This is a genomic window from Corynebacterium gerontici, assembly GCF_003813985.1.
Lineage (GTDB): Bacteria > Actinomycetota > Actinomycetes > Mycobacteriales > Mycobacteriaceae > Corynebacterium > Corynebacterium gerontici.
This window is the reverse complement of the sequence record NZ_CP033897.1, coordinates 910,782-931,019: the sequence shown is the minus strand read 5'-3', so window position 1 is coordinate 931,019 and position 20,238 is coordinate 910,782. Positions and strand designations below refer to the sequence as shown.

Below are 20,238 nucleotides of genomic sequence, written 5' to 3'. Positions count from 1 at the left end.
TTAATCCTCCATGAGTCGCAGCACCGAAGTGATGCTCTTGACTGCTTCGATACCCTTGACCTGCTGAACAGTGGCGCTTAAGTCCGATTCCTTTGCGGGGTGCGTCACCACAATTAGACGTGCGACATCATCGCCGCCCTCCTGGCGGACGGTCCGCAAAGAAATGCCATTGTCTGCGAAGATCTTGGCAAGTTCTGCCAGCACACCCTGTCGCTCCTGGACTTCCATATCGATGTGGTAGCTGGTGAGCACCTCACCGAAATCAGCGATTGGCAGATCCAAGTAGGTGGATTCTCCGGGCGCGCGACCACCGAAGACTTTGTTTCGTGCTGCGCCAACGATATCGCCGAGTACAGCCGAAGCGGTTGGGTTACCGCCCGCACCATTGCCGTAAAACATGAGCCGACCGGCGGCCTCCGCCTCCACGAATACGGCATTGAAGGACTTGGATACGCTCGCCAGTGGATGATCGCGGTTCACCAAGGTGGGGTGCACGCGCGCCGAGACCTTCTCTACCCCTTCGGCATCTCGGAAGCGCTCACAGATGGCCAGCAGCTTGATGGTTTGGCCTGCTTGTTTCGCGGCCTCGATGTCCTCAGCGGTGACGTTGGAAATGCCCTCGCAATAAACATCTTCGAAGGTCACTCGCGTGTGGAACGCCAGCGATGCGAGGATCGCTGCCTTCGAGGCGGCATCGTGCCCCTCAACATCGGCGGTCGGGTCCGCCTCCGCGTATCCCAGGCGGGTGGCCTCGGCCAGCATGTCATCGTAAGAAGCACCGGTGGCGTCCATGGCGTCGAGAATGAAGTTGGTGGTGCCATTGACGATGCCCGCCACTTTCTCCACCTGATCGCCGGCCAAGGAGCGGCGCAGGGGTCCGACCACGGGAATGGCGGCAGCGACGGCCGCCTCGAAGTAGAGATCGACCCCGGCCTCATCGGCGGCGCGAGCGAGTTCTTCCGAGTGGGCGGCAACCAGCGCCTTGTTGGCGGTCACCACGGACTTGCCCGCTTGAAGTGCCTCGAGCACCAGCTTGCGGGGATAATCAATGCCGCCGATGACCTCCACCACGATGTCCACATCATCGCGGCGCAACAGTGATTCGGCGTCGGTTGTCAGAAGCCCGAGCTCGCTAGCAAGGGAGCCCTCATGCTTTTCCACGCTGGATACGGCCACGCCGCGAATTTCCAAAGGGCCACCAGCACGATGAAGGAAGTCTTGGGCGTTTTCGTGAATGAGCCGCAGCACCTGGCTGCCGACGGTGCCATAACCCAAAATGGCAAGTCCTACAGGCTCACCTGCACCTTTTCCGGGTTTAAACATGCTGTTCTGGGCGTCGGTCATGTTGCTCCTCGCTTCTTGCTGGCAAATGCCTATCTATAGTAGCGAACCCCTAGCCTTCAAGCGCCAGGAAGTCCTCAATCGTCTCTCTGCGAACCATTAGTCGCGCCTCACCATCGTTGACGCTCACGACGGCGGGCCGCGAAAACATGTTGTAGCGGCTGGTCATGGCAAAGCAGTAGGCGCCCGTGGCTGCTAGAGCCAAGAGGTCACCGGGGCGAATGTCGTTGGGAAAACGCTCATCTGCGATCAAGATGTCGCCTGATTCGCAGTGGCTTCCTACTACGCGAGTATCGGTGACCTCGCCATCACAGAGCCGAGAAACCACGCGCGCATCGTATTCTGCCTGGTAGAGGGCGGGACGTATGTTGTCGCTCATGCCGCCATTCACGGCGATGTAGCGCCGCGTGTGCTCGTCTGTGACGTTGACGTCTTTAATCGTGCCGACTTCATACACGGTGACGGTGGAAGGCCCGGCGATGGCGCGGCCAGGTTCAACCATGATCTCTGGCGCCTCAATCCCGAGCACTTCAGCCTGGGCGCGAACGCGAGAGATAAGGTCTTTTGCTACCTTTTCGACGTCCAACGGGGTGTCATTTTCCGTGTAGGCAATGCCATAACCGCCGCCCAAGTCCAACACGGGCAACTTGGTGCCGAGTTCTTGCTGCAGCTTGCTTAACAAGCCCATCAAACGTTCCGCCGCAAGAGAAAAGCCATCGGCGTCGAATACCTGGCTGCCGACGTGGCAATGTAGGCCGCGCAGATTTAGCGAAGGATGCTCATGCGCTTCAAGCGCGGCCTTGAAGGCCGCTCCCGTCGCGAGTGAAAAGCCGAACTTCTGATCCTCGTGGCTGGTGGCGATGAACTCGTGAGTGTGCGCATCCACACCTGGGGTCACGCGCACCAAGACGGGCTGTACCTTGCCCTGTCGCTCGGCCTCCACCGCAAGCTCTTCGATCTCTTGGAAGGAGTCGAGTACCACATGTTCCACACCGGATTCCACGCACAATTGCAGATATTCCGCCTGCTTGTTGTTGCCGTGGGCAGTGATGCGCTCTGCGGGGAAATCAGCGGCAAGCGCCACGCGAAGCTCGCCATAGCTGGCTACGTCCAAGGACAGGCCTTCTTCAGCAACCCAGCGAGCGATGGCGCGAGTCAAAAACGCCTTGGAGGCATAGTGAACACGCTCGGGCGCTCCGTAGGCGCGGGCAAGTGCCCGGCAACGGGAACGGAAGTCGTCCTCATCCACCACAAACAGCGGGGTGCCAAATTCCTCCGCTAACTCAGGCAAGGAAACCCCAGCGATGCTCACGACGCCTGAATCGTCGCGCGAGGCATTCTTAGGCCATACATGGGCCGGAAGGCCGTTGAAATCGCCTTCCGCAAATGTCACGCGCTTGGTGGGTGAGTAACTGGACGTGTACTGAATGCCTACAACGTGATCCATACGTATCTCCTACATCCGCTCCGGCGCGCTCACACCGAGCAGACCCAGGGCGTTGGCGAGCACCTGGCGGGTCGCATCGGCCAGCGCCAGACGGGCACGGTGGAGCTCCGTGGCTTCTTCGCCCTGCTTCGGCAGAATCTGACAGGAATCGTAAAAACGGTGGAAGGTTCCTGCGAGTTCCTCCGCATAGCGAGCGATACGGTGGGGTTCACGCAAAGTAGCGGCAGCTTTGACCACTGCGGGGAATTCCCCGAGCGTGCGGATGAGATCGCCTTCGCGCTCGTGCTCCAACAGACCAAGCTGCTCGGTGGATGCCTGCACACCCAGCGTCTCTGCTTTTCGGGCGATCGAGCACAGACGTGCGTGACCGTATTGCACGTAGTACACCGGATTGTCGCTGGATTGCGAGGACCACAGCTCCAAGTCGATGTCCAAACTGGAATCCACGGAGGAGCGGATCAGCGCATAACGTGCGCCGTCCACGCCGATTGCCTCAACCAGATCATCAAGAGTGATCACTGTGCCTGCGCGCTTGGACATTTTGACTGCCTCGCCATCGCGCACCAGGTTCACCATCTGACCGATGAGCACTTCAACGCCTTCTGCGTCGTAACCCATCGCCGCCGTCGCGGCGCGCAGACGATTGATGTAGCCATGGTGATCCGCGCCCAACATATAGATGCAGAGGTTGTAGCCGCGGTCAAACTTGTTTGCCACATACGCAATATCGCCCGCGATGTAGGCGGCATCTCCGTCGGACTTGATCACTACACGGTCTTTGTCATCGCCGTACTCGCTGGACTTCAGCCACCATGCACCTTCATTGGAGTACAGATTGCCGTTGGCCTTCAGCTTTTCCACGGCCTTGTCAACTTCACCGTTGTCAAAGAGATCGTTTTCGTGGAAGTACACGTCGAAGTCCGTGCCGAACTCATGCAGGGACCTCTTGATGTGAGCGAACATGAGCTCAACTCCGCGCTCGCGGAATGCCTCGCGCATTGCTTCGCCTTCAAGATCCAGCACGGAAGGATCGGCCTCAACCACCTGCTGAGCAATGTCCTGAATGTAGGCGCCGCCGTAGCCGTTTTCTGGGGTCGGCTTGCCCAATGCGGCACATTCCAAGGATTCACTGAAAGCGTTGATCTGCCTACCGTGATCATTGAAGTAATACTCACGGGTCACCTTTGCCCCTGAGGCCTCAAGCACGCGGCCAAGGGAATCACCCACCGCAGCCCAACGGGTACCACCCAAGTGAATTGGGCCGGTGGGGTTCGCTGAGACGAACTCGAGGTTCACGTTGCGGCCTGCATAGGCGTCCGAGTGCCCAAATTGTTCTCCCACATCCAAGATGTCTGCAACGATTTTGCCTTGGGCATCCGCAGCGAGGCGAATATTGAGGAATCCGGGGCCAGCCACTTCCGCAACCTCGATGGCACTGTCGGAGCTGAGGGCGTCGGCAAGCAGCTGGGCAAACTCTCGGGGATTCATCCCAACCTTTTTGGCAACCTGCAACGCAACGTTCGTGGCGTAGTCGCCATGCTCTGGGTTACGCGGGCGCTCCACCACTACCTGCTCAGGCAAAACCGAGGCATCGAGTGCGCGTGCCTCGAGTACCTCGGTTGCAGTGGAACGAATGAAAAGGCTGAGATCGGCTGGAGTCATGGCTATGCAGTGTAATTGCCTGCACGCCAAGTGGGAAAACTAGCCCACCACCATCCAGCTCAGGATCGGTGTGGATTGCAAGTAGACGATGATGCAGATGTACACCAGCAGGCCCAGGGAGTACTTCCAAGCCTTGGCCATGATCTTGCGCTCGCCGTTTTCCATCTCCACGGTGGTGGCGGCAATGGTGAGCGTTTGTGGGCTCATCATCTTGCCCAAGGTTGCACCGGCAGTATTCGCACCGATAAGCAGCGTTTGACTGACGCCAACCTGCTGAGCCGTGGTGGCCTGCATCTGAGAGAACAGGGCATTGGCGGAGGTGGCGGATCCCGTGACCCACGTGCCGATCCAACCCAAGATTGGCGAGAGCAGAGGGAAGATCGCGCCGGTTGCTGCTAGGAATGCACCAATCGAGGCAGTCTGTCCAGACATGTTCATCACATAAGCAAGTCCCATCACCGCAGCGATGGTGAGTGCTGAATAGCGCATCTTGTAGGCACCTTCGCCAAGGGCTTTAAGCGCTTTGCCCAGCGACATGGGATACTGCCCATTCTGCGAAGTAGCACCGTAGACAAGCGCGGTGATGAGACCGCAGAAGAACAAAATGGTGCCGGGTGTGGACAGCCAGTTGAAGTTGAAGATGGTGTTGGTGATTGGCTCGCCTGCCTCGTTCACGAGGTTGCCGTGAAGGCCTGGCCACTCGATCTTGATGGCGGTGCTGTTCAATGCCGCGGGCAGGTCGAAACCGATGCGCCAGAGGCTGGTGATGGAGAATACCACCACGATGAGCACGTAGGGGAAAAGCGCCAAGGCAGCATTACTCGTGCTGAGGTGCAGCTTGGAGGCATCAATTTCCGAAGCCTGCTCCTGGGGCGTGGTTGGCTTCCATACTCGCAGCAGCAACACACCGGCGGTGAGCGAAATGAGGCAGGCCACCACGTCGGTAAGAACGTAAGAGAAATAGTTCGACGCAAGGAACTGCCCACCACCGAAGGCCACCCCCAGCGTGAGTGCCATCGGCCAGGTTTGGCGTACGCCACGCATTCCGTCCATAATCAGCGCCAGCACGAAAGGAACAACCAGGGCGATGAGTGACACTTGGCGGCCAACCATCGCCGCAACTTGATCGCCAGGAATTTGATTGAGCAAGCCTGCGGTGGTCACCGGAATGGCCATCGCACCGAAAGCCACCGGAGAGGCATTGGCGACGAAGGTCACCAGCACGGCCTTCATCGGCTTGAGTCCGATGGCCAACAGCATTGCCGCAACGATGGCAATCGGAGCGCCGAAGCCCGCGAGTGCTTCAAGCAGCCCACCGAAAGCGAAGCCGATGAGCATGGCCTGCACACGCATATCGCCACGGCCGATCTTGGAAAAGATGGTGCGCAGATCCTCGAAGCGACCCGACTTCACGGTGAGGTCGTAGACCCACACGGCCATCCAGATGATGTACACCACCGGGAAGAGGCCGAAGGCGATGCCCTGGGTAAGGGAGAGAACCGCAAGTTGAGCGGGCATCTTGAACAGCAGGATGCCGGTGACCAGCGCGACACCGACGGAGGCGATCGCTGACCAGTGGGCTTTCATCTTCAGCACCATGAGAAAGATGAAGAACCCGATGAGGGGCAGGATCGCGCAGAGGGCGGAAAGGCCGAGGCTGCCGGCGACAGCACTCGTTGAGGGACTAAACACGATAGTGTGCTCTCCTATTCTCGCAGCCTGTGACCTAAGATACGTCTCGGCTGCACACGTTCATTAATTCACTTCTTGAGTTGGTTTCCACTATTGCCCCAGAAGGGGGGAATTGCCAACTTTCGCAACGCGAATCACTATGCACAAAAGCAATCCACCAGCATTCGCGCCCAAGAGCTCCTGCAACGCGGCGCGAAGCCGCGAGTATTTTCCGCCACATTTCCAATCGCCTTACCCACCCACAGGCCAATCCCGTTCGTTCTTCCCGACTGCTCAAGCCAATTAAATAACACTGATATTTCTTATATACCTGCAGCTCAGCGAGGTTCATGAACGGAGCTAGTCGGGAAAATTCCGCTAGGATGGCTAGCGACCGGTGACACCTGAAGCTCATTGCGACGCAGCCGGTGTTACAACCCACTTTTATCCCTAGGAGCAAGAAACGTGAGAGTTGCGCTCTTTTCCACCTGCATCGGCGACGCTATGTTCCCCGATGCTTCGAAGGCCACAGCACTGATCCTGTCAAGGCTCGGTTATGAAGTGGTCTTCCCTGATGCACAGACCTGTTGCGGTCAAATGCACGTCAATACCGGCTACCAGAAGGAAGCGGTGCCACTGATTCGCACCTATGTGGATGCGTTCGCTGATCCTTCCATCGACTTTGTGGTTGCCCCCTCCGGCTCTTGCGTGGGCGCTGTCCGTGAGCAGCATGAGCACGTCGCAGAGCGCTACGGCGACGCCGCACTGGTCGACGGTGCCAAGCAGGCCGCAAAGAAGACTTACGACCTTCCAGAATTTCTTATCGACGTCGCAGGCACCGATCAGCTCGGCGCTTTCTTCCCGCACCGGGTGACCTACCACCCCTCCTGCCACGGACTGCGCTTTATCAAGTTGGGCGACCGCCCCTACCGCTTGCTGCAGAATGTGGAAGGCATTGACCTGGTGACACTGCCAAATGCGGAAGAATGCTGCGGCTTCGGTGGCACCTTCGCCCTGAAGAACGCTGAAACTTCGGCCGCAATGGTGTCCGATAAGACTCGCAACATTAAGTCCACCGACGCCGAATACGTCACCGGTGGCGATTCTTCTTGCCTGATGAATATCGCTGGAGCACTTTCTCGCCAGCACATGGGAGTTCGCGCCGTACACATGGCGGAGATCCTCGCCTCCACCAAGGAAAACCCCTGGACCCCCACCAATGCTGCTTACTCTAAGGAGGCCATGCTGTGAGCGTCTCACTCGGAACCCCCTCGATGCCACCGCGCGCATCGGACATCTCTTTGCTGCACGGCGACCGCAACTTCCCCAAGGCGGCACACGACGGGCTCTACAACGCCACGCAGCGCCGCAACCTGCACAAGGCAACCACCACCATTCGCGACAAGCGCGCCAATGTGATCGGCGAGATCGACGATTGGGAGGCGCTGCGCGAAGCCGGCTCGGCCACGAAGCGCGACGTGCTGGCTCGTCTACCTGAGCTGCTGGAGCAGTTTGAAGCTGCTGTGACCGCACGCGGCGGCCATGTGCACTGGGCTCGCGATGCTGAAGAAGCAGGCCGCATCGTGAAAGAATTGGTGCAGGCCACGGGCGAGAAAAACGTGGTGAAGATCAAGTCCATGGCGACCCAGGAAATCGCCCTCAACGAGCAGCTCGAAGAAGTTGGCGTTCACGCCCAGGAGACGGACCTCGCCGAGCTTATCGTCCAGCTTGGCCATGATCGCCCCTCGCACATTCTTGTGCCCGCGATCCACCGCAACCGCGCCGAGATCCGCGACATCTTCATCGAGGGCATGCCCGACACAGATGATTCGCTGAGCTCCGAGCCCGCTGAGCTTGCGGAAGCGTCCCGCAAGTTCCTGCGCGAGCAGTTCATGAAGGCCAAGGTGGCCATCTGTGGTGCCAACTTCGGCATCGCGGAAACCGGCCACGTCACCATCGTGGAGTCCGAGGGCAATGGCCGCATGTGCCTCACTCTGCCGGAAACCCTCATTTCGGTGATGGGCATTGAAAAGATTCTGCCTACCTTCGCCGACTACGAAGTGTTCCTGCAGCTCTTGCCTCGCTCCTCCACTGGCGAACGCATGAACCCCTACACCTCCCTGTGGAGTGGCGTGACCGAGGGCGATGGCCCCGAAAACTTCCACATTGTGCTGTTGGACAATGGCCGCACCGCGGCACTGTCCAACGAAATCGGACGCGAGGCTCTCAAGTGCATCCGCTGTTCCGCCTGCCTCAATGTGTGCCCAGTCTATGAACGCGCAGGTGGCCACGCCTACGGTTCGACCTACCCAGGCCCAATCGGCGCGATTCTTACCCCGCAGCTCACCGGCATGGACGACGATACTTCCGTGAACGGCTCCCTGCCCTTCGCATCCTCGCTGTGCGGCCGATGCAACGAGGTGTGCCCGGTGAAGATTCCGATTACCGACGCGCTGCTGGAATTGCGCCACCAGAAGGTATCGAAGCACAAGCCTGCCGTTGAGGGATCTCTGATGACTGCGATGCAGTTCACCTGGGGCAATGAGACGGTGTGGAATACGCTTTCACGCATGGTGTTCCTTGGCCGCATCGCCGGCGGTTTCAAGGGCAAGATCACGCACCTGCCGAGCTTCCTGTCCGGCTGGACCGATTTCCGCGACATTCCGTTGCCGCCGAAGAAGTCGTTCCGCCAGTGGTTCGATACAGAAGAAGCACAGCAGTTACTCACCGAGGCCCGCGAGCAGGGTCTTCCCAACAAGCCTGAGGAGGCCTAAGCGATGAGTGCTAAGTCCGTTATTCTGCAGCGCATCCGCGATGCCCACAAGCTGGCCGGCACACCCGAAGGCGGTGTGGAGATTCCCCGCGATTACAACCGCGAGTATTCCTATAGCCGCTCCGAGCTCAAGGAAATTTTGATCGACCGCTTGGAGGACTACAAGGCAGATGTGGTGCAGTCTTCCGAAGATGAACTTCCAGCTACCATTGCGAAGATCCTCAATGATCGCGGCGCCAAGGACGTCCGCTTCGCCGAGGGGCTTGACGCTTCCCTTTTTGAGCTTGCCGACGCCAACGCCACGCCAGACGACCGCAGCAGCGACCCGCGCCTGCTGGACAAGGTAGATGCAGTGGTGACCGACTCGCACGTCAGCTCAGCTCAAACCGGCACCATTTGCCTGGAGTCCAATGAGCTGTGCGGGCGCCGAGCCCTCACGCTGGTACCCGATTGTCACGTGTGCATCGTGCGCATGGACTCCGTGGTCTATGGCGTTCCTGAGATGATCGAGGCGCTTGGCCACGAAAAGCCCGTGACGATGATCTCTGGGCCGTCTGCAACCTCGGATATCGAGCTGAATCGCGTTGAAGGCGTCCATGGTCCGCGCACGCTGATTTGCGTCATCGTGGACTAACCCCCGGTTTTTATTCGCGCGCCCACCTAGTGCTAGGATTGGGCGTTGCGCGTCTCCGTAGCTCAGTGGATAGAGCATTGGTTTCCGGTACCAAAGGTCGCACGTTCGAATCGTGTCGGGGACACAAAATTAGCCCCTCAGCAATGCTGAGGGGCTTTGGTTATGCTCCGGGAATGTGTAGGTCTTGAAGATCTGGACCCAACACCTTCTTGGAAAATGCTCGGAGGGCGTCGGCTTCTTCTTCGCTCATTTTTTCAAAGACCACGCTTCGCACCGTACCGACATGGGCGGGAGCCGCCTGCTGTAGCCTGCGCTCACCTTCTCTCGTGAGCGCTACCAACACCCCGCGCCCATCCCCTTCGCACCGCTGCTTTTCCACGAGACCACGACGCTCCATTCTGGTGATCTGGTGCGAAGTTCTCGATCGGTCCCAGTTCAAGGAGGCGCAAAGTTCTCTTAGGCGCATCTTTTGTTCGGGATGCTCAGAGAGACTAACTAGCACGCTAAACTCCGGCGTGGTGAGGTCATCAGCGTTGAGCGATTCTTCGATCGCGCGATCAACCTTTCTATTCGCCGCGAGCAGCATTCGCCACAGCGATTGTTCCTCATCGGTGAGCCAGCGTGCGGTATTCATGCAGATAACAATAAACCCCAGACACGCCAATAAAAAATTTCGAAAACATAGCGTGCTCCCAAAGTGATATTTTGGTTTACCTATTTTTAGCTGCACAAATTCAACAGTTGACTTATCATCATCTTGCGCTATAGTTGTTGATACAGCAACAGAAAACGCATTGAATAGAAAAGGAAATGCTAATGCAGAACATCAACGGCACCTACACTCTGGACGCTTCCCACTCCCGTGTGGGCTTCGTTGCCCGCCACGCCATGGTGACTAAGGTTCGTGGCCACTTCAACGACGCTGAAGCCACCATCACCATCGGTGAGGACTCAACTGTCAACGGCACCGTGCAATCAGCATCCATCGACACCGGCAACGCTGAGCGCGATGCACACGTTCGCGGTGAAGACTTCTTCCACGTGGAAGAGTTCCCCACCATCACCTTCGAATCCACCGAAATCTCTATCAATGGCAATGAGGCGAAGGTGAAGGGCAATCTGACCATCAAGGGCACGACGAAGCCCGTCACCTTCAATGTGGAGATCAACGGTGTTGCCGAAGACCCCTTCGGCAACACCCGCCTCGGCTTCGAAGCCTCCACCAAGATCAATCGCAAGGACTTCGGAATCGACTTCAATGCCCCGCTCAATACCGGCGGCATGCTGGTCTCCGAGGAAATCAAGCTGGAAATCGAAGGTTCCGCCATTCGCCAGAGCTAGTAATACTTGGTCACTTTTTCCATCGCATAGGCCTGCCGCCCACTGAGCATCGAAAAACGCTCGGGCTGGCAGGTCATAATAATGAGCTGGTGCTGCTTTGCCAATACTCCTAGCAAACCGTTCATGCCGCCGATACGCACGGGATCGCTGGCGCCAAGCGGATCATCCAAAATCAAGCTGGTATCACCCTGTGCCACAATCCGCGCGAGTGCTAGGCGAATCAACAGCCCCAGCTGTTCCTTAGCTCCCGCGGAGAGCTTCTCTACGGGGATCACTCCCTCTTCGCCCTTTCGCGCCTGAACCTTCAAATTCTCATCGAAGGTAAAACTCACATCCTCACCGAAAATGAAGGGCGCCAATTGCGAAAGCTGCTGCCCTAACGGTCGCGAGTAGCGTTCCCGGGCCTCATCACGGTGTTTCATCAACACGTCGTATAGCAGCTTTAATGCATCGGCCTCGCGCATCAGTTTCTCACTGCGCGACTTCGCAACTTGCAGCCTGCGCTCTGCTTCCTGCGCAGCTTCCGCAACACCCACCTGAGCGTCAATCTCTTGTTGGTTCACCTCCAACTCCACCGAAGTGCGATTGATCTTCTCTTTCAGGTTTTCCAGCGCAGCCTTTGCCATATCAAACTGCATCGATACCTGATCAACACCAACCTGCTCCAAGCGCACGCGAGAAGTGGCGATATGCTGTTCTAAACCTTCAACAGTTGCCTGTCGTTTCGCCTTCTGTTGCTTCAACTGTTCAGTAGGGCACTGCTCTAGCTCTTGAGCCAAAGAAGACTCAGCACTGGTGAACTGCTGCTTGACATGATCGCGCTGCAACAGCGCTGCCTCATATTCACGAGTTGCAGGTCGCGGCTGCAAAACTTCGCGACGTTCGACAAGCTCAGCTTCTTGCTCTTCTCGCGCGTTCAGTTGCTCACGCAGCTCTTCAACATCAGCATCTTCCGGAGGTGCAATTTCATCAGCAAGCTGCAGCTTGAGCTCCGCCTGTCGGCGCTGGAGCGACTGCACATCCTCGCCGCCTAGCAACGAAGCCAATTTCACTTCAAGGACTTGGGCTTGTTGCTCCGCCTCGGCGCATTCTCGCCTTAGGACACGCAAATGATCGAGGTCTTTTGCCGGAGTGCCCGCAATCGCGTCCTTGAGCGCTCGCTTTGCTTCGAGAACTTTCTGGGCGCTCGCTTCAGCGCCAACCCCTGGCAGCACCCGGATATGCACACCACCCACATCCAAGTCCATAGCCTCAGTGACTGCGAAGCCCACCGCATCCCGTACGCTGCACACCTCGCCGTCGATGAACACCTCGCGCTCCTGATCAGCGCTCAGCGTCAGGCTAGGGCTCTGACTCTGATTGAGCGCCACCGCGCTACGCAAAGCTGCGTCCGCCTCTTGCACACGATCCAGCATCGCTTGCGTCACTTGCGGCACGGACAAACATTGCTCGCGTTCGGCTTGTACCACCTGTACTTGATCAAGGGTCTGAGCGATTCGCTCAAACTCCTCCTTGGCCACCTGTTGCGCCTGCGCCGCGGTTGCTTGATCAAGACGTTGCTGCATTGCAGTAATATCCGAGCGGGTCCGGTCAAGCTCTGCAAGCACATCCGCATATTTCGCTTCTTCCGCTTCCCGGCGTTCGGCTTTGGCGGCTAGCGTCGCTTCTGCGGATTCCACATCACCGCGCAATATCTTCAGCGTTTCCCGGGCTTCTTCTCGGCGCTCAACTTGCTCCACGGCGGCCTTGAGCAGTGATTTGGCGTCATCGTAGCGCTCCTGCAGCCCAGCAAATTCGCGCTCGAGTTCACGTACCTGCTCGTGCTGCGCCTGCGCGTCCTCAAACTCCGCCTGCCGCTCCGGCAGTTGCGCATGCCACTGCAACAGTCGTGGCTTGTTCTTCTCCACGAATTCCACTCGACGTTCAACATCGCGTAATGCCGCACGGGCGTCGGCCTGCTGCTCTTGAGCATCCTCAAGCTCGTCAATTGCCTTTTGCACATCGCTGCGCGAGGAATAGGCGCCACGCTTGGTAAACGTTGCCTCGTAGAGGCTCTTGACCTTCGCCATGAGCTCATGATCTTCCTCGAGAGCCTCACTATCACCCTGCCCCAGGATGCTGTTGAGCGAAGGGATGCCCGCGGCCTCAAGCTCTGGGCTGAGTTCATTTTGCCGAACAAAAAGGGCATCGAGCAGATCTGCATCATGTGATTCGCCCGAAAGCAATTCTTTCAGCATCGAGTCCGCTTCCTCACCGGTCCACGCCCTCCCCGCCAAAGGTCCCGCAATGGCCTTGAGCTCATGTTTCTTGCCGCGTAGCCATACCTTATTCATGTGGAGGCGGTGTTTCCCCAAGGAAAATTCCATGGTGATCTGTGGCGATTCGTCATGCCCATTAGGTTTCAGTGCGCGCACGTGTTTGGTATTTGCTTTATGTGCGGCCTCGAGCCCTAAGCGGATCATCTCCATCACAGTGGACTTGCCGGCCTCATTTTCGCCTTCTATCACGACCGCGCCGACGTCGGAAAGCTCTGGAAGGCAAAATTCCGCAATCCTTCCGGCGTTCAGAATTTTCAGACTGTGGATAATCATCGCTACTTCCTTCCCAGGCGGAGCAGCAATTTGGCTGCATTGCGTGCAGTATCGTCCTCACGTTGGTGGAGTTCCTCGAGTGCTCGCACAGCAAACCCCGAAAGACCGAGGTTATTGACCTCTCCATCGTCGGGCACCACCTGCATATCCATAAACCGCTCATGCTCATAAAGAGCGGCGAAGACCTCTTCCAGGCGCGTCAGCTCGTCCTCTAAATATTGAGAGGTTTCCAAATTCACCACCCCTTGGAGGCTGTATCGGATCGCGGTGTTGCGTTTATCGGGATAGCGCTCCAGAGTTTCCACGAACGCTTTGGCATCTTCCAGGGAGTTCACCAGCGAGGTGTGTTCTTCAAAGGTCCATTGACCAACCTGATGCTCGGAAACAGAGACCGAGGCTTCCTCGGCACCCGTCTTCTCAATCGCCACCACCAGCGCATTGCCGGAATTATTTTCACCACCACCGGTTTGCAGGTTACGGAAATCCGTTGCTTCAGGCGAGCCAGAGAACCAAACCTTGCCACTGCTGCCAACGGGCTGTGCCGAGTGTGTATCGCCTAAAGCTAAAAAGTCGATCGCACCCTCGCAGATTCGTTGTTCAACCAAGGACAAAGAAATCTCATCAGGGCGGATGTCGTTGGAACGAGATTCCGCCTGCCCGTGGCCAACGGCAATCCGAATGGTGGCGCTTGGCTCCAACCCCTCAATCGCGGCAGCTACGAGGTCACTATCAGCACGCTTCACCTTGAGCGGGGCAGCTACCACTTCCACCCCCGGCACCACCTCAAATGGCGTGTTGTCCCGGGCAACGACGACGTTGTCCATCCCCTCAATTTCGCCGTACATAGAATCCGCAGTAAGCGGGTCGTGGTTGCCTGCCACAAAAACCGCGGGTATTTTGAGCCGCTTCAGCTCCTCTTTTACCCGCAAGATCGTCTGCATGGAAAGAGAGTTGGCATCGAAGAAGTCGCCAGCCACCACAATAAAATCGCAGCCGAACTGTAGAGCTAAATCGTGTACGCGACGAATGGCCTGAATTCGGTCATTGGCAAATCGCGGCTCCGCCTCAGCATCAAGCCACCATCTTCTCATACCGATTTGGAAGTCTGAAGTGTGAAGAAATGTTGTTTTCATACATTCATCTCTAACACAGCACCAACGAATCGAAGCTTAACGATCACACAAAAAATCGAACATATCTTCTATATCTGCCACACCACGGAGCTCTTCGACGGATGAATACGACACCAAACGCAATGCCTTGTGCAGAAGCTGCAGGTCCGAATCCTCTAAGGCTGAGCTCTGTCCGGGCTTTGGCAGTTCCGGTAGTCCGCCGCCGCTCCAGAAAAACTCCGCCTTATCCGCACGTTCCTCGGTACGAACCTTTGCCTGGGAAACCATAGCCTGCTCCAAGGCCACAATGTTCAGCCCTCGAAGCTCAAACGCCAGCGTCGGCGCCTCCATCAATCTTTGCGCTGCCACTAACGCAACTGCCACAGCATGCTTACAAGAATAGGAAGGATCGGGGCAGGAACAACGCAGCCGCAGATCCGATGCCTCATGGCACAGCAGCAGGTCAATCACGTCCTCCGGGAGGTCACCTTCACGGGCACGCTGAATGCCTGCCGGTTCTTGAACTAAAAGCTTGCTAATCTCAGATACTTCATCGGTGCTGCGATACGGCAACCCAATTGCAACTTCAAACGGCTCCAACTGTGAGCCGCTGACTTGACCGATAATCATGGCGTCGCGCAGCTCCACCTCAAGCACTTTGGCTTTGCGCACATACTCGCGGCCACGCTGGATCCTTGCATGATCAGTGAGTGCAAAAACGAAATTCTGCAGACGCCCGGGCACACCTAGGCTTGCTACCTGCTGACTTAGCGGATCCTCGACTTCCTGACTCCGCGCGCCAAAGTTGGCATAAATAACGTTATCCTTACGCACCCTCGCCATCTACTGCCCCCTTCCTGAGTCGCATGAGTTCCAGCAATTGCTCAGGTTCGAGTTCAGTGAGCCAACCTTCACCTGCTCCAACTACCGCATTGGCCAAGGCAATCTTGCCATTGATCACTTCATTGATGGATTCTTCCAATGTGCCCGTGGTCATCAGCTTGTACACGCGAACATCCCGACCCTGGCCGATTCTATAAGCGCGGTCGGTGGCCTGATTCTCCACCGCTGGGTTCCACCATCGATCCATGTGCACCACCACATTTGCTGCCGTGAGGTTCAGCCCCGTGCCACCAGCTTTCAAAGACAACACCATCACCGGCGGCCCCTGCTCGGATTGGAATTGCTTGACCATGCGATCACGTCCTGCTTTGGAAACCCCGCCGTGGAGGAAGGGAATGTCCAACCCAAAGAATTCCCGAACATAGGGAACAAGCATGTGACCGAAAGCGGTGTACTGGGTGAAGATCAGCACCTTTTCCCCATCGAGCTGCGCGTCGCTGAGGATCTCCATCAACTTGGCCACCTTGCCAGAACGGTGACGCCCTTTGTGCGTCATTGGCGAATGATCGCCAAGAAAATGTGCCGGGTGATTGCAGATCTGCTTGATCTTGGTAATCGCCATGAGCACTTTGCCCTTTTTCTCGATGTCCTTTAAGCCCGGCGCATTGTGCAATTGGTCCGCAACGCCATGGACGAAAGCCTCATACAATGCGGCCTGCTCGGGCGTGAGTTGCACCGGGATGATGTGTTCATTCTTTTCTGGAAGATCATCAATGATGCTGGGATCCGACTTCAATCTGCGAAGAATGAAGGGTGCGCTCAATCGTTTCAGGCGAGCAGATGCGGCTTCGTCATTATAGCGCTCGATCGCGCGAGCAAAGTTGTTCCGAAAAGACGAAGCGGTGCCCAACACACCACGATTGACAAAATCGAGGATTGAATGAAGCTCAGCCAGTTTGTTTTCAATCGGCGTACCCGTCAGAGCAAGGCGATGGGTCGAGGGAAGCGAACGTGCAGCCTTTGAAGCCTTGGTGTGCGCGTTCTTGATCGCCTGTGCCTCGTCAAGCACCACCCTCCACCAATGCACCCCGGCGAGATCTTCTGCGTCTCGCTGCAGCACGCCATAGCTGCTCACCACCAGATCGGCCGCAGCGACGGCCGCGAGCAGATCCTCGCCCTTGGGCCGCTTTGCGCCGTGCAGCACAAGCACCCGCAGGTGCGGCACAAACCTCGCAGCCTCCGCGGCCCAGTTCCCCACCACTGAAGTTGGCGCCACCACTAGCGTCGGCTCAGCTTGCCCATCGGCTCGTTCAATCGCCTCAAGTGCGAGCACTTGGAGGGTTTTGCCCAGCCCCATGTCGTCGGCAAGCACTGCGCCCACACCATTGTTTGCCATCCAGTGCAGCCAATCAACACCGCGACGTTGATATTCGCGCAGTTCAGCCCGCACTGTCGGCGGAATCGCCACCCGCTGCGGTGCTGGTGCGGCTTCCCCATCCAGCACACCGAGCAATTGTTGGTACCAAGGATCACCCTCGTATTCCACAAGCTCTTCATGCTCTTCGTCAAGGGCAAGCTCACGAAGATCACTGATGGTGGTGAGCGAAGATTCCGGATCATCCGCCAAGGCTGCAAGGTCCGCAGCTTCTGCCGCTAATGCTTCTGCGCGGGGATCATCGCGTAGAGCGGCCAGTTCCGCACGCATGCGAGCCTCGTCCGCCCTTTTTCGCAGGCGATGCTGCGATTGGCCTTCCAGTTGCTCTAGATACGCCTCCACCTGGCGCACTTGTGCGGGGTCCGCCACCACCCATTTGCCGTCGAGCAGCAATAACCCAGACTTGGAACGCACCAGGGAACGCATTTGTTCTTCGGTGAGCTCAGTTGAGCCGACAGAAACCTTCCAGTCATATTCGACGATTTGATCGAGCCCGAAACGGGAGATCAGCGGCCCACCGATTTCAACTTTTATGCGGGTGTGCTCTTTTTTAGCGCTCCACACCTTCGGCAGCATGATGGTGAAGCCCCCCTTGCTCAGCGCTTGCACCTCATTGCGAACAAAATGAGCCAATTCCTCGGTTGTGAGGACGCTATCCCAGTCCCCCAGGGCATCCTCGCTCCACACCGGTACGACTCCCGGTGGAAGATCGCGGCGATAATCGAGGATCGGGGCGATCTTGAGCAGTTTATTGTGGGATTCCCGCAGCGCCTCCACCATCGCTCGGTCACATTGGCGCAGCACAATCGGCTGCGGTGCCTCCACCCCGCTGCGCATCATGATCTTCACCGGCCACAGCAAATTGTTGACGTCGCGTTGCTCGCCGTCTTCTTCTTCCGGTTCTTCAATGAGCACCACCAAAGACAGATTGGCGGTGCTCACTGAATTGCGCCATTTACCTAGAGCCCCCAAGAGCTTCGGGTTCGCACGCTGCAAAGGCTCAGATCGTAGCAGCGCCCGGCTGAACGCATGCCAATCGTGTGGCCGCGGAGCCTCAGCCAAATCGGCCAACAGATGGTTTGCAATCCAGTGCGTCATGACCTCGGCAATGTCTTCGGCCACGGTTTCCCCGGCGTTGCGCACTAGCACTCCCGGTGCCGCTGCCAACATCTGCGCGATCCAACCGCGCTCGTTCAATCCACTGGAAAGCACCCATTGGGGCCACCAAAGCTGATCACGAAAAGCCATCCGGATGCTCACGCGCCCAGCCCGCACGAAGGTGAGCAGACCCTGGTACATGCGAATCAGCCACTGCAAATCAGGTGCCAGGGCTTGACGCTGGACGCTCGTGGCAGAGAGCGCGTTGATGGTACTCAACAGCTCGAAAATCCCAACCGCCTGCTCCGGATAGAAGGCCAAAGTGGGAAGCTTCGAAATATTGACCGTGCGCCCTTTGGGGGTGAGCAATGTGACGGGCTGAAAATGGGTCAATCGTTTGGACTCGAGTACCTGCCACACCACCGGCGGGAACGCCTCTCGGGGCACCGCGTCGCGCGTGAGGATCTTGTGGCCTTCGCTTTGTTCAATCCACAACATGAGACCCACGTCGTTCGACCACAGTCCGTGGAGGAGGTACTCAGGCATAGGTTCAGTTCTACCAGGTGGGTGACGATCACCCCCATTGGAGACCGAACAAATGAACCAACGGTGGCGCGTCGAAAAGCTGCAATGTTGCGCCGATCACTCAATACATGGAATTGTAATGGCGACCCCTACAACAAAAAGGAGGCGAGATGTCTGATACCACCTGGTTTATCATCGCCATCATCATCTACATGGGTGTGATGCTCGCAATCGGCTATTGGAGTTTCCAAAAGACCGATGAATACGACGACTACGTGCTCGCAGGTCGCGGTCTCAACCCCTTCGTGGCCGCACTCTCCGCGGGCGCTTCGGACATGTCCGGCTGGCTGCTCATGGGCCTACCCGGCGCACTATTTGTATCCGGCATGTCCCAACTGTGGATCGCCATCGGCCTGCTCGTGGGCTGCTGGGCCAACTGGAAATGGGTGGCTCCCCGCCTTCGCGCGTATTCCGAAATCGCGGGCGACTCCATCACGCTTCCCTCGTTCTTTGAGAATCGCCTATCCGACAAGTCGCGCGTACTTCGCATCGTGAGCTCACTGATCATCATTGTGTTCTTCACGTTCTACGTCTCCTCCGGCATGGTGTCCGGCGGGCGCTACTTCGAATCGACCTTCGGCTCTGGCTACCTCGACGGCATGCTGATCGTCGCCGGCATCACCGTGGCGTACACCTTCATCGGCGGCTTCCTCGCCGTGAGCTACACCGACGCCGTGCAGGGCACCATCATGTTCCTCTCCCTGGTGATCGTGCCCGTGATGGCGCTGCTCACCTTGGACGATCCCTCCAGCATCTGGACCTGGGCCACCAGCCACGACTACGGCCCCTACACCGGCGGCACCGGCAACCCTACATACTTCTCTATGTTCAGCGGAGTCACCGCAGCCACCATCATCGGCAACCTTGCATGGGGTTTGGGTTACTTCGGCCAGCCACACATTATTGTTCGCTTCATGGCGCTGCGCTCGCCTGCCGACGCCCGCCAGGGCCGTTTCATCGGCATGACCTGGATGTTGCTGTCCATCGTGGGGGCCACTTTCGTGGCAATCATCGGCACCGCATTCTTTGGCCAGAATCCCGACATCGCAGTGGTGGACCGCAATGCCTTCGAGACGATCTTCTTGGACATGGGTCGCGTGCTCTTCCACCCCTTGATCGCGGGCCTTATCCTCACCGCTGTCCTGGCGGCGATCATGTCCACTATTTCCTCGCAGCTTCTTGTTACCTCCACCTCGCTGATTGAGGATCTGTTCAAGATCTTTGCCAAGAATGAGCCTTCCCAGCGCGTCATGATTTACCTCTCGCGCACCGCAGTGGTTGCCGTGGCGATTGTTGCGGGGCTGCTCGCGATCAATCCTTCGGCTTCCATTCTGGAGCTCGTGGGGTTCGCTTGGGCGGGCTTCGGCTCCGCATTCGGTCCGCTCGTGCTGCTCATGTTGTACTGGCGCCGCCTCACCACTGGTGGAGCGATTGCCGGCATGACCACCGGTGCGGTGGTGTCCTTCGTGTGGGGCATGTCCTCTCTGGGCGATGCCCTTTACGAAATGGTGCCGGGCTTCATTTCTGGCCTGGTGGTCACCGTGGTTGTTTCGCTCATGACCAAGGAGCCGGCAGAAACGGTGATCCGCGAGTTCGATGAGGCGCAGCGCCTCTCCCGCGTTTCCGCCGCCAATCCTGATCTCGATATTGAGAAAGCCGCCAAGTTGCAGCAAGCAGGCAAGATCTAACGTCGGAACCTGACACG

Annotated in this window: 14 protein-coding genes and 1 tRNA gene; 6 read left to right on the top strand and 9 right to left on the bottom strand. The window is 57.7% G+C overall.

The window, feature by feature from the left end; all coding sequences use genetic code 11:
- Genes CGERO_RS04420 through CGERO_RS04405 form a run of 4 tightly spaced genes read right to left on the bottom strand, consistent with a single transcriptional unit; the run spans position 1 to position 6,142 of the window.
- Entirely contained in the window at positions 1–1,344 is a 1,344-nt protein-coding gene (locus CGERO_RS04420) for a homoserine dehydrogenase (protein WP_123933659.1), read from the bottom strand.
- A gap of 49 nt (positions 1,345–1,393) precedes the next feature.
- Positions 1,394–2,788, bottom strand: coding sequence for a diaminopimelate decarboxylase (lysA, locus tag CGERO_RS04415; RefSeq protein ID WP_123933658.1), 1,395 nt, complete (start codon positions 2,786–2,788; stop codon positions 1,394–1,396).
- 9 nt (positions 2,789–2,797) lie between these two features.
- The gene (gene argS, locus CGERO_RS04410; protein ID WP_123933657.1) at positions 2,798–4,450 is read right to left on the bottom strand and encodes an arginine--tRNA ligase; all 1,653 of its coding nucleotides are present in this window, start codon (positions 4,448–4,450) and stop codon (positions 2,798–2,800) included.
- Between the two features lie 39 nt (positions 4,451–4,489).
- On the bottom strand, positions 4,490–6,142 hold the full coding sequence (locus tag CGERO_RS04405) for an L-lactate permease (protein ID WP_123933656.1): 1,653 nt from the start codon (positions 6,140–6,142) through the stop codon (positions 4,490–4,492).
- Between the two features lie 444 nt (positions 6,143–6,586).
- Here CGERO_RS04405 and CGERO_RS04400 point away from each other — a divergent pair, with 444 nt between their 5' ends.
- The 4 genes from CGERO_RS04400 (at position 6,587) to CGERO_RS04385 (ending at position 9,652) form a co-directional block, all read left to right on the top strand.
- Positions 6,587–7,372, top strand: coding sequence for a (Fe-S)-binding protein (locus CGERO_RS04400; protein WP_123933655.1), 786 nt, complete (start codon positions 6,587–6,589; stop codon positions 7,370–7,372).
- The gene (locus tag CGERO_RS04395; protein WP_123933654.1) at positions 7,369–8,895 is read left to right on the top strand and encodes a LutB/LldF family L-lactate oxidation iron-sulfur protein; all 1,527 of its coding nucleotides are present in this window, start codon (positions 7,369–7,371) and stop codon (positions 8,893–8,895) included. Before CGERO_RS04400 ends, CGERO_RS04395 begins: the two co-directional genes overlap by 4 nt.
- Positions 8,896–8,898: 3 nt before the next feature.
- Complete coding sequence (locus tag CGERO_RS04390) at positions 8,899–9,528, top strand: LutC/YkgG family protein (protein ID WP_123933653.1); 630 nt, start codon at positions 8,899–8,901, stop codon at positions 9,526–9,528.
- A gap of 51 nt (positions 9,529–9,579) precedes the next feature.
- A tRNA-Arg gene (locus CGERO_RS04385) sits at positions 9,580–9,652 on the top strand.
- Between the two features lie 36 nt (positions 9,653–9,688).
- Here CGERO_RS04385 and CGERO_RS04380 read toward each other — a convergent pair.
- Positions 9,689–10,162 (bottom strand): MarR family winged helix-turn-helix transcriptional regulator, encoded by a 474-nt coding sequence (locus CGERO_RS04380; RefSeq protein WP_123933652.1) that lies wholly within the window; start codon positions 10,160–10,162, stop codon positions 9,689–9,691.
- Between the two features lie 182 nt (positions 10,163–10,344).
- Here CGERO_RS04380 and CGERO_RS04375 point away from each other — a divergent pair, with 182 nt between their 5' ends.
- On the top strand, positions 10,345–10,869 hold the full coding sequence (locus CGERO_RS04375) for a YceI family protein (protein ID WP_123933651.1): 525 nt from the start codon (positions 10,345–10,347) through the stop codon (positions 10,867–10,869).
- Here the strand turns inward: CGERO_RS04375 and CGERO_RS04370 are convergent.
- From CGERO_RS04370 to CGERO_RS04355, 4 genes are read right to left on the bottom strand one after another with little or no spacing between them, the layout of a single operon-like run.
- The gene (locus tag CGERO_RS04370) at positions 10,866–13,460 is read right to left on the bottom strand and encodes an AAA family ATPase (protein WP_123933650.1); all 2,595 of its coding nucleotides are present in this window, start codon (positions 13,458–13,460) and stop codon (positions 10,866–10,868) included. The genes CGERO_RS04375 and CGERO_RS04370 overlap by 4 nt on opposite strands.
- A 2-nt stretch (positions 13,461–13,462) precedes the next feature.
- Positions 13,463–14,593, bottom strand: coding sequence for a metallophosphoesterase family protein (locus CGERO_RS04365; RefSeq protein WP_123933649.1), 1,131 nt, complete (start codon positions 14,591–14,593; stop codon positions 13,463–13,465).
- 36 nt (positions 14,594–14,629) lie between these two features.
- A complete protein-coding gene (locus CGERO_RS04360) occupies positions 14,630–15,415 on the bottom strand; it encodes a hypothetical protein (RefSeq protein WP_123933648.1) in 786 nt (261 codons plus the stop codon).
- On the bottom strand, positions 15,399–18,494 hold the full coding sequence (locus CGERO_RS04355) for a DEAD/DEAH box helicase (RefSeq protein ID WP_123933647.1): 3,096 nt from the start codon (positions 18,492–18,494) through the stop codon (positions 15,399–15,401). Before CGERO_RS04355 ends, CGERO_RS04360 begins: the two co-directional genes overlap by 17 nt.
- A 149-nt stretch (positions 18,495–18,643) precedes the next feature.
- On the opposite strand from CGERO_RS04355, the gene putP reads away from it, so the two are divergent.
- Positions 18,644–20,221: a sodium/proline symporter PutP gene (gene putP, locus CGERO_RS04350; RefSeq protein ID WP_123933646.1), complete on the top strand. Its 1,578-nt coding sequence runs from the start codon at positions 18,644–18,646 to the stop codon at positions 20,219–20,221.
- The last annotated feature ends 17 nt before the right edge of the window (positions 20,222–20,238 follow it).

What these genes read in the sequence shown, in the direction of transcription:
- CGERO_RS04390 (WP_123933653.1), top strand. Translation starts at nt 8,899, where the DNA reads ATGAGTGCTAAGTCCGTTATTCTGCAGCGCATCCGCGATGCCCACAAG.
- CGERO_RS04365 (WP_123933649.1), bottom strand. Translation starts at nt 14,593, where the DNA reads ATGAAAACAACATTTCTTCACACTTCAGACTTCCAAATCGGTATGAGA.
- CGERO_RS04375 (WP_123933651.1), top strand. Translation starts at nt 10,345, where the DNA reads ATGCAGAACATCAACGGCACCTACACTCTGGACGCTTCCCACTCCCGT.
- lysA (WP_123933658.1), bottom strand. Translation starts at nt 2,788, where the DNA reads ATGGATCACGTTGTAGGCATTCAGTACACGTCCAGTTACTCACCCACC.
- argS (WP_123933657.1), bottom strand. Translation starts at nt 4,450, where the DNA reads ATGACTCCAGCCGATCTCAGCCTTTTCATTCGTTCCACTGCAACCGAG.
- CGERO_RS04355 (WP_123933647.1), bottom strand. Translation starts at nt 18,494, where the DNA reads ATGCCTGAGTACCTCCTCCACGGACTGTGGTCGAACGACGTGGGTCTC.
- CGERO_RS04380 (WP_123933652.1), bottom strand. Translation starts at nt 10,162, where the DNA reads ATGAATACCGCACGCTGGCTCACCGATGAGGAACAATCGCTGTGGCGA.
- putP (WP_123933646.1), top strand. Translation starts at nt 18,644, where the DNA reads ATGTCTGATACCACCTGGTTTATCATCGCCATCATCATCTACATGGGT.
- CGERO_RS04420 (WP_123933659.1), bottom strand. Translation starts at nt 1,344, where the DNA reads ATGACCGACGCCCAGAACAGCATGTTTAAACCCGGAAAAGGTGCAGGT.
- CGERO_RS04360 (WP_123933648.1), bottom strand. Translation starts at nt 15,415, where the DNA reads ATGGCGAGGGTGCGTAAGGATAACGTTATTTATGCCAACTTTGGCGCG.
- CGERO_RS04370 (WP_123933650.1), bottom strand. Translation starts at nt 13,460, where the DNA reads ATGATTATCCACAGTCTGAAAATTCTGAACGCCGGAAGGATTGCGGAA.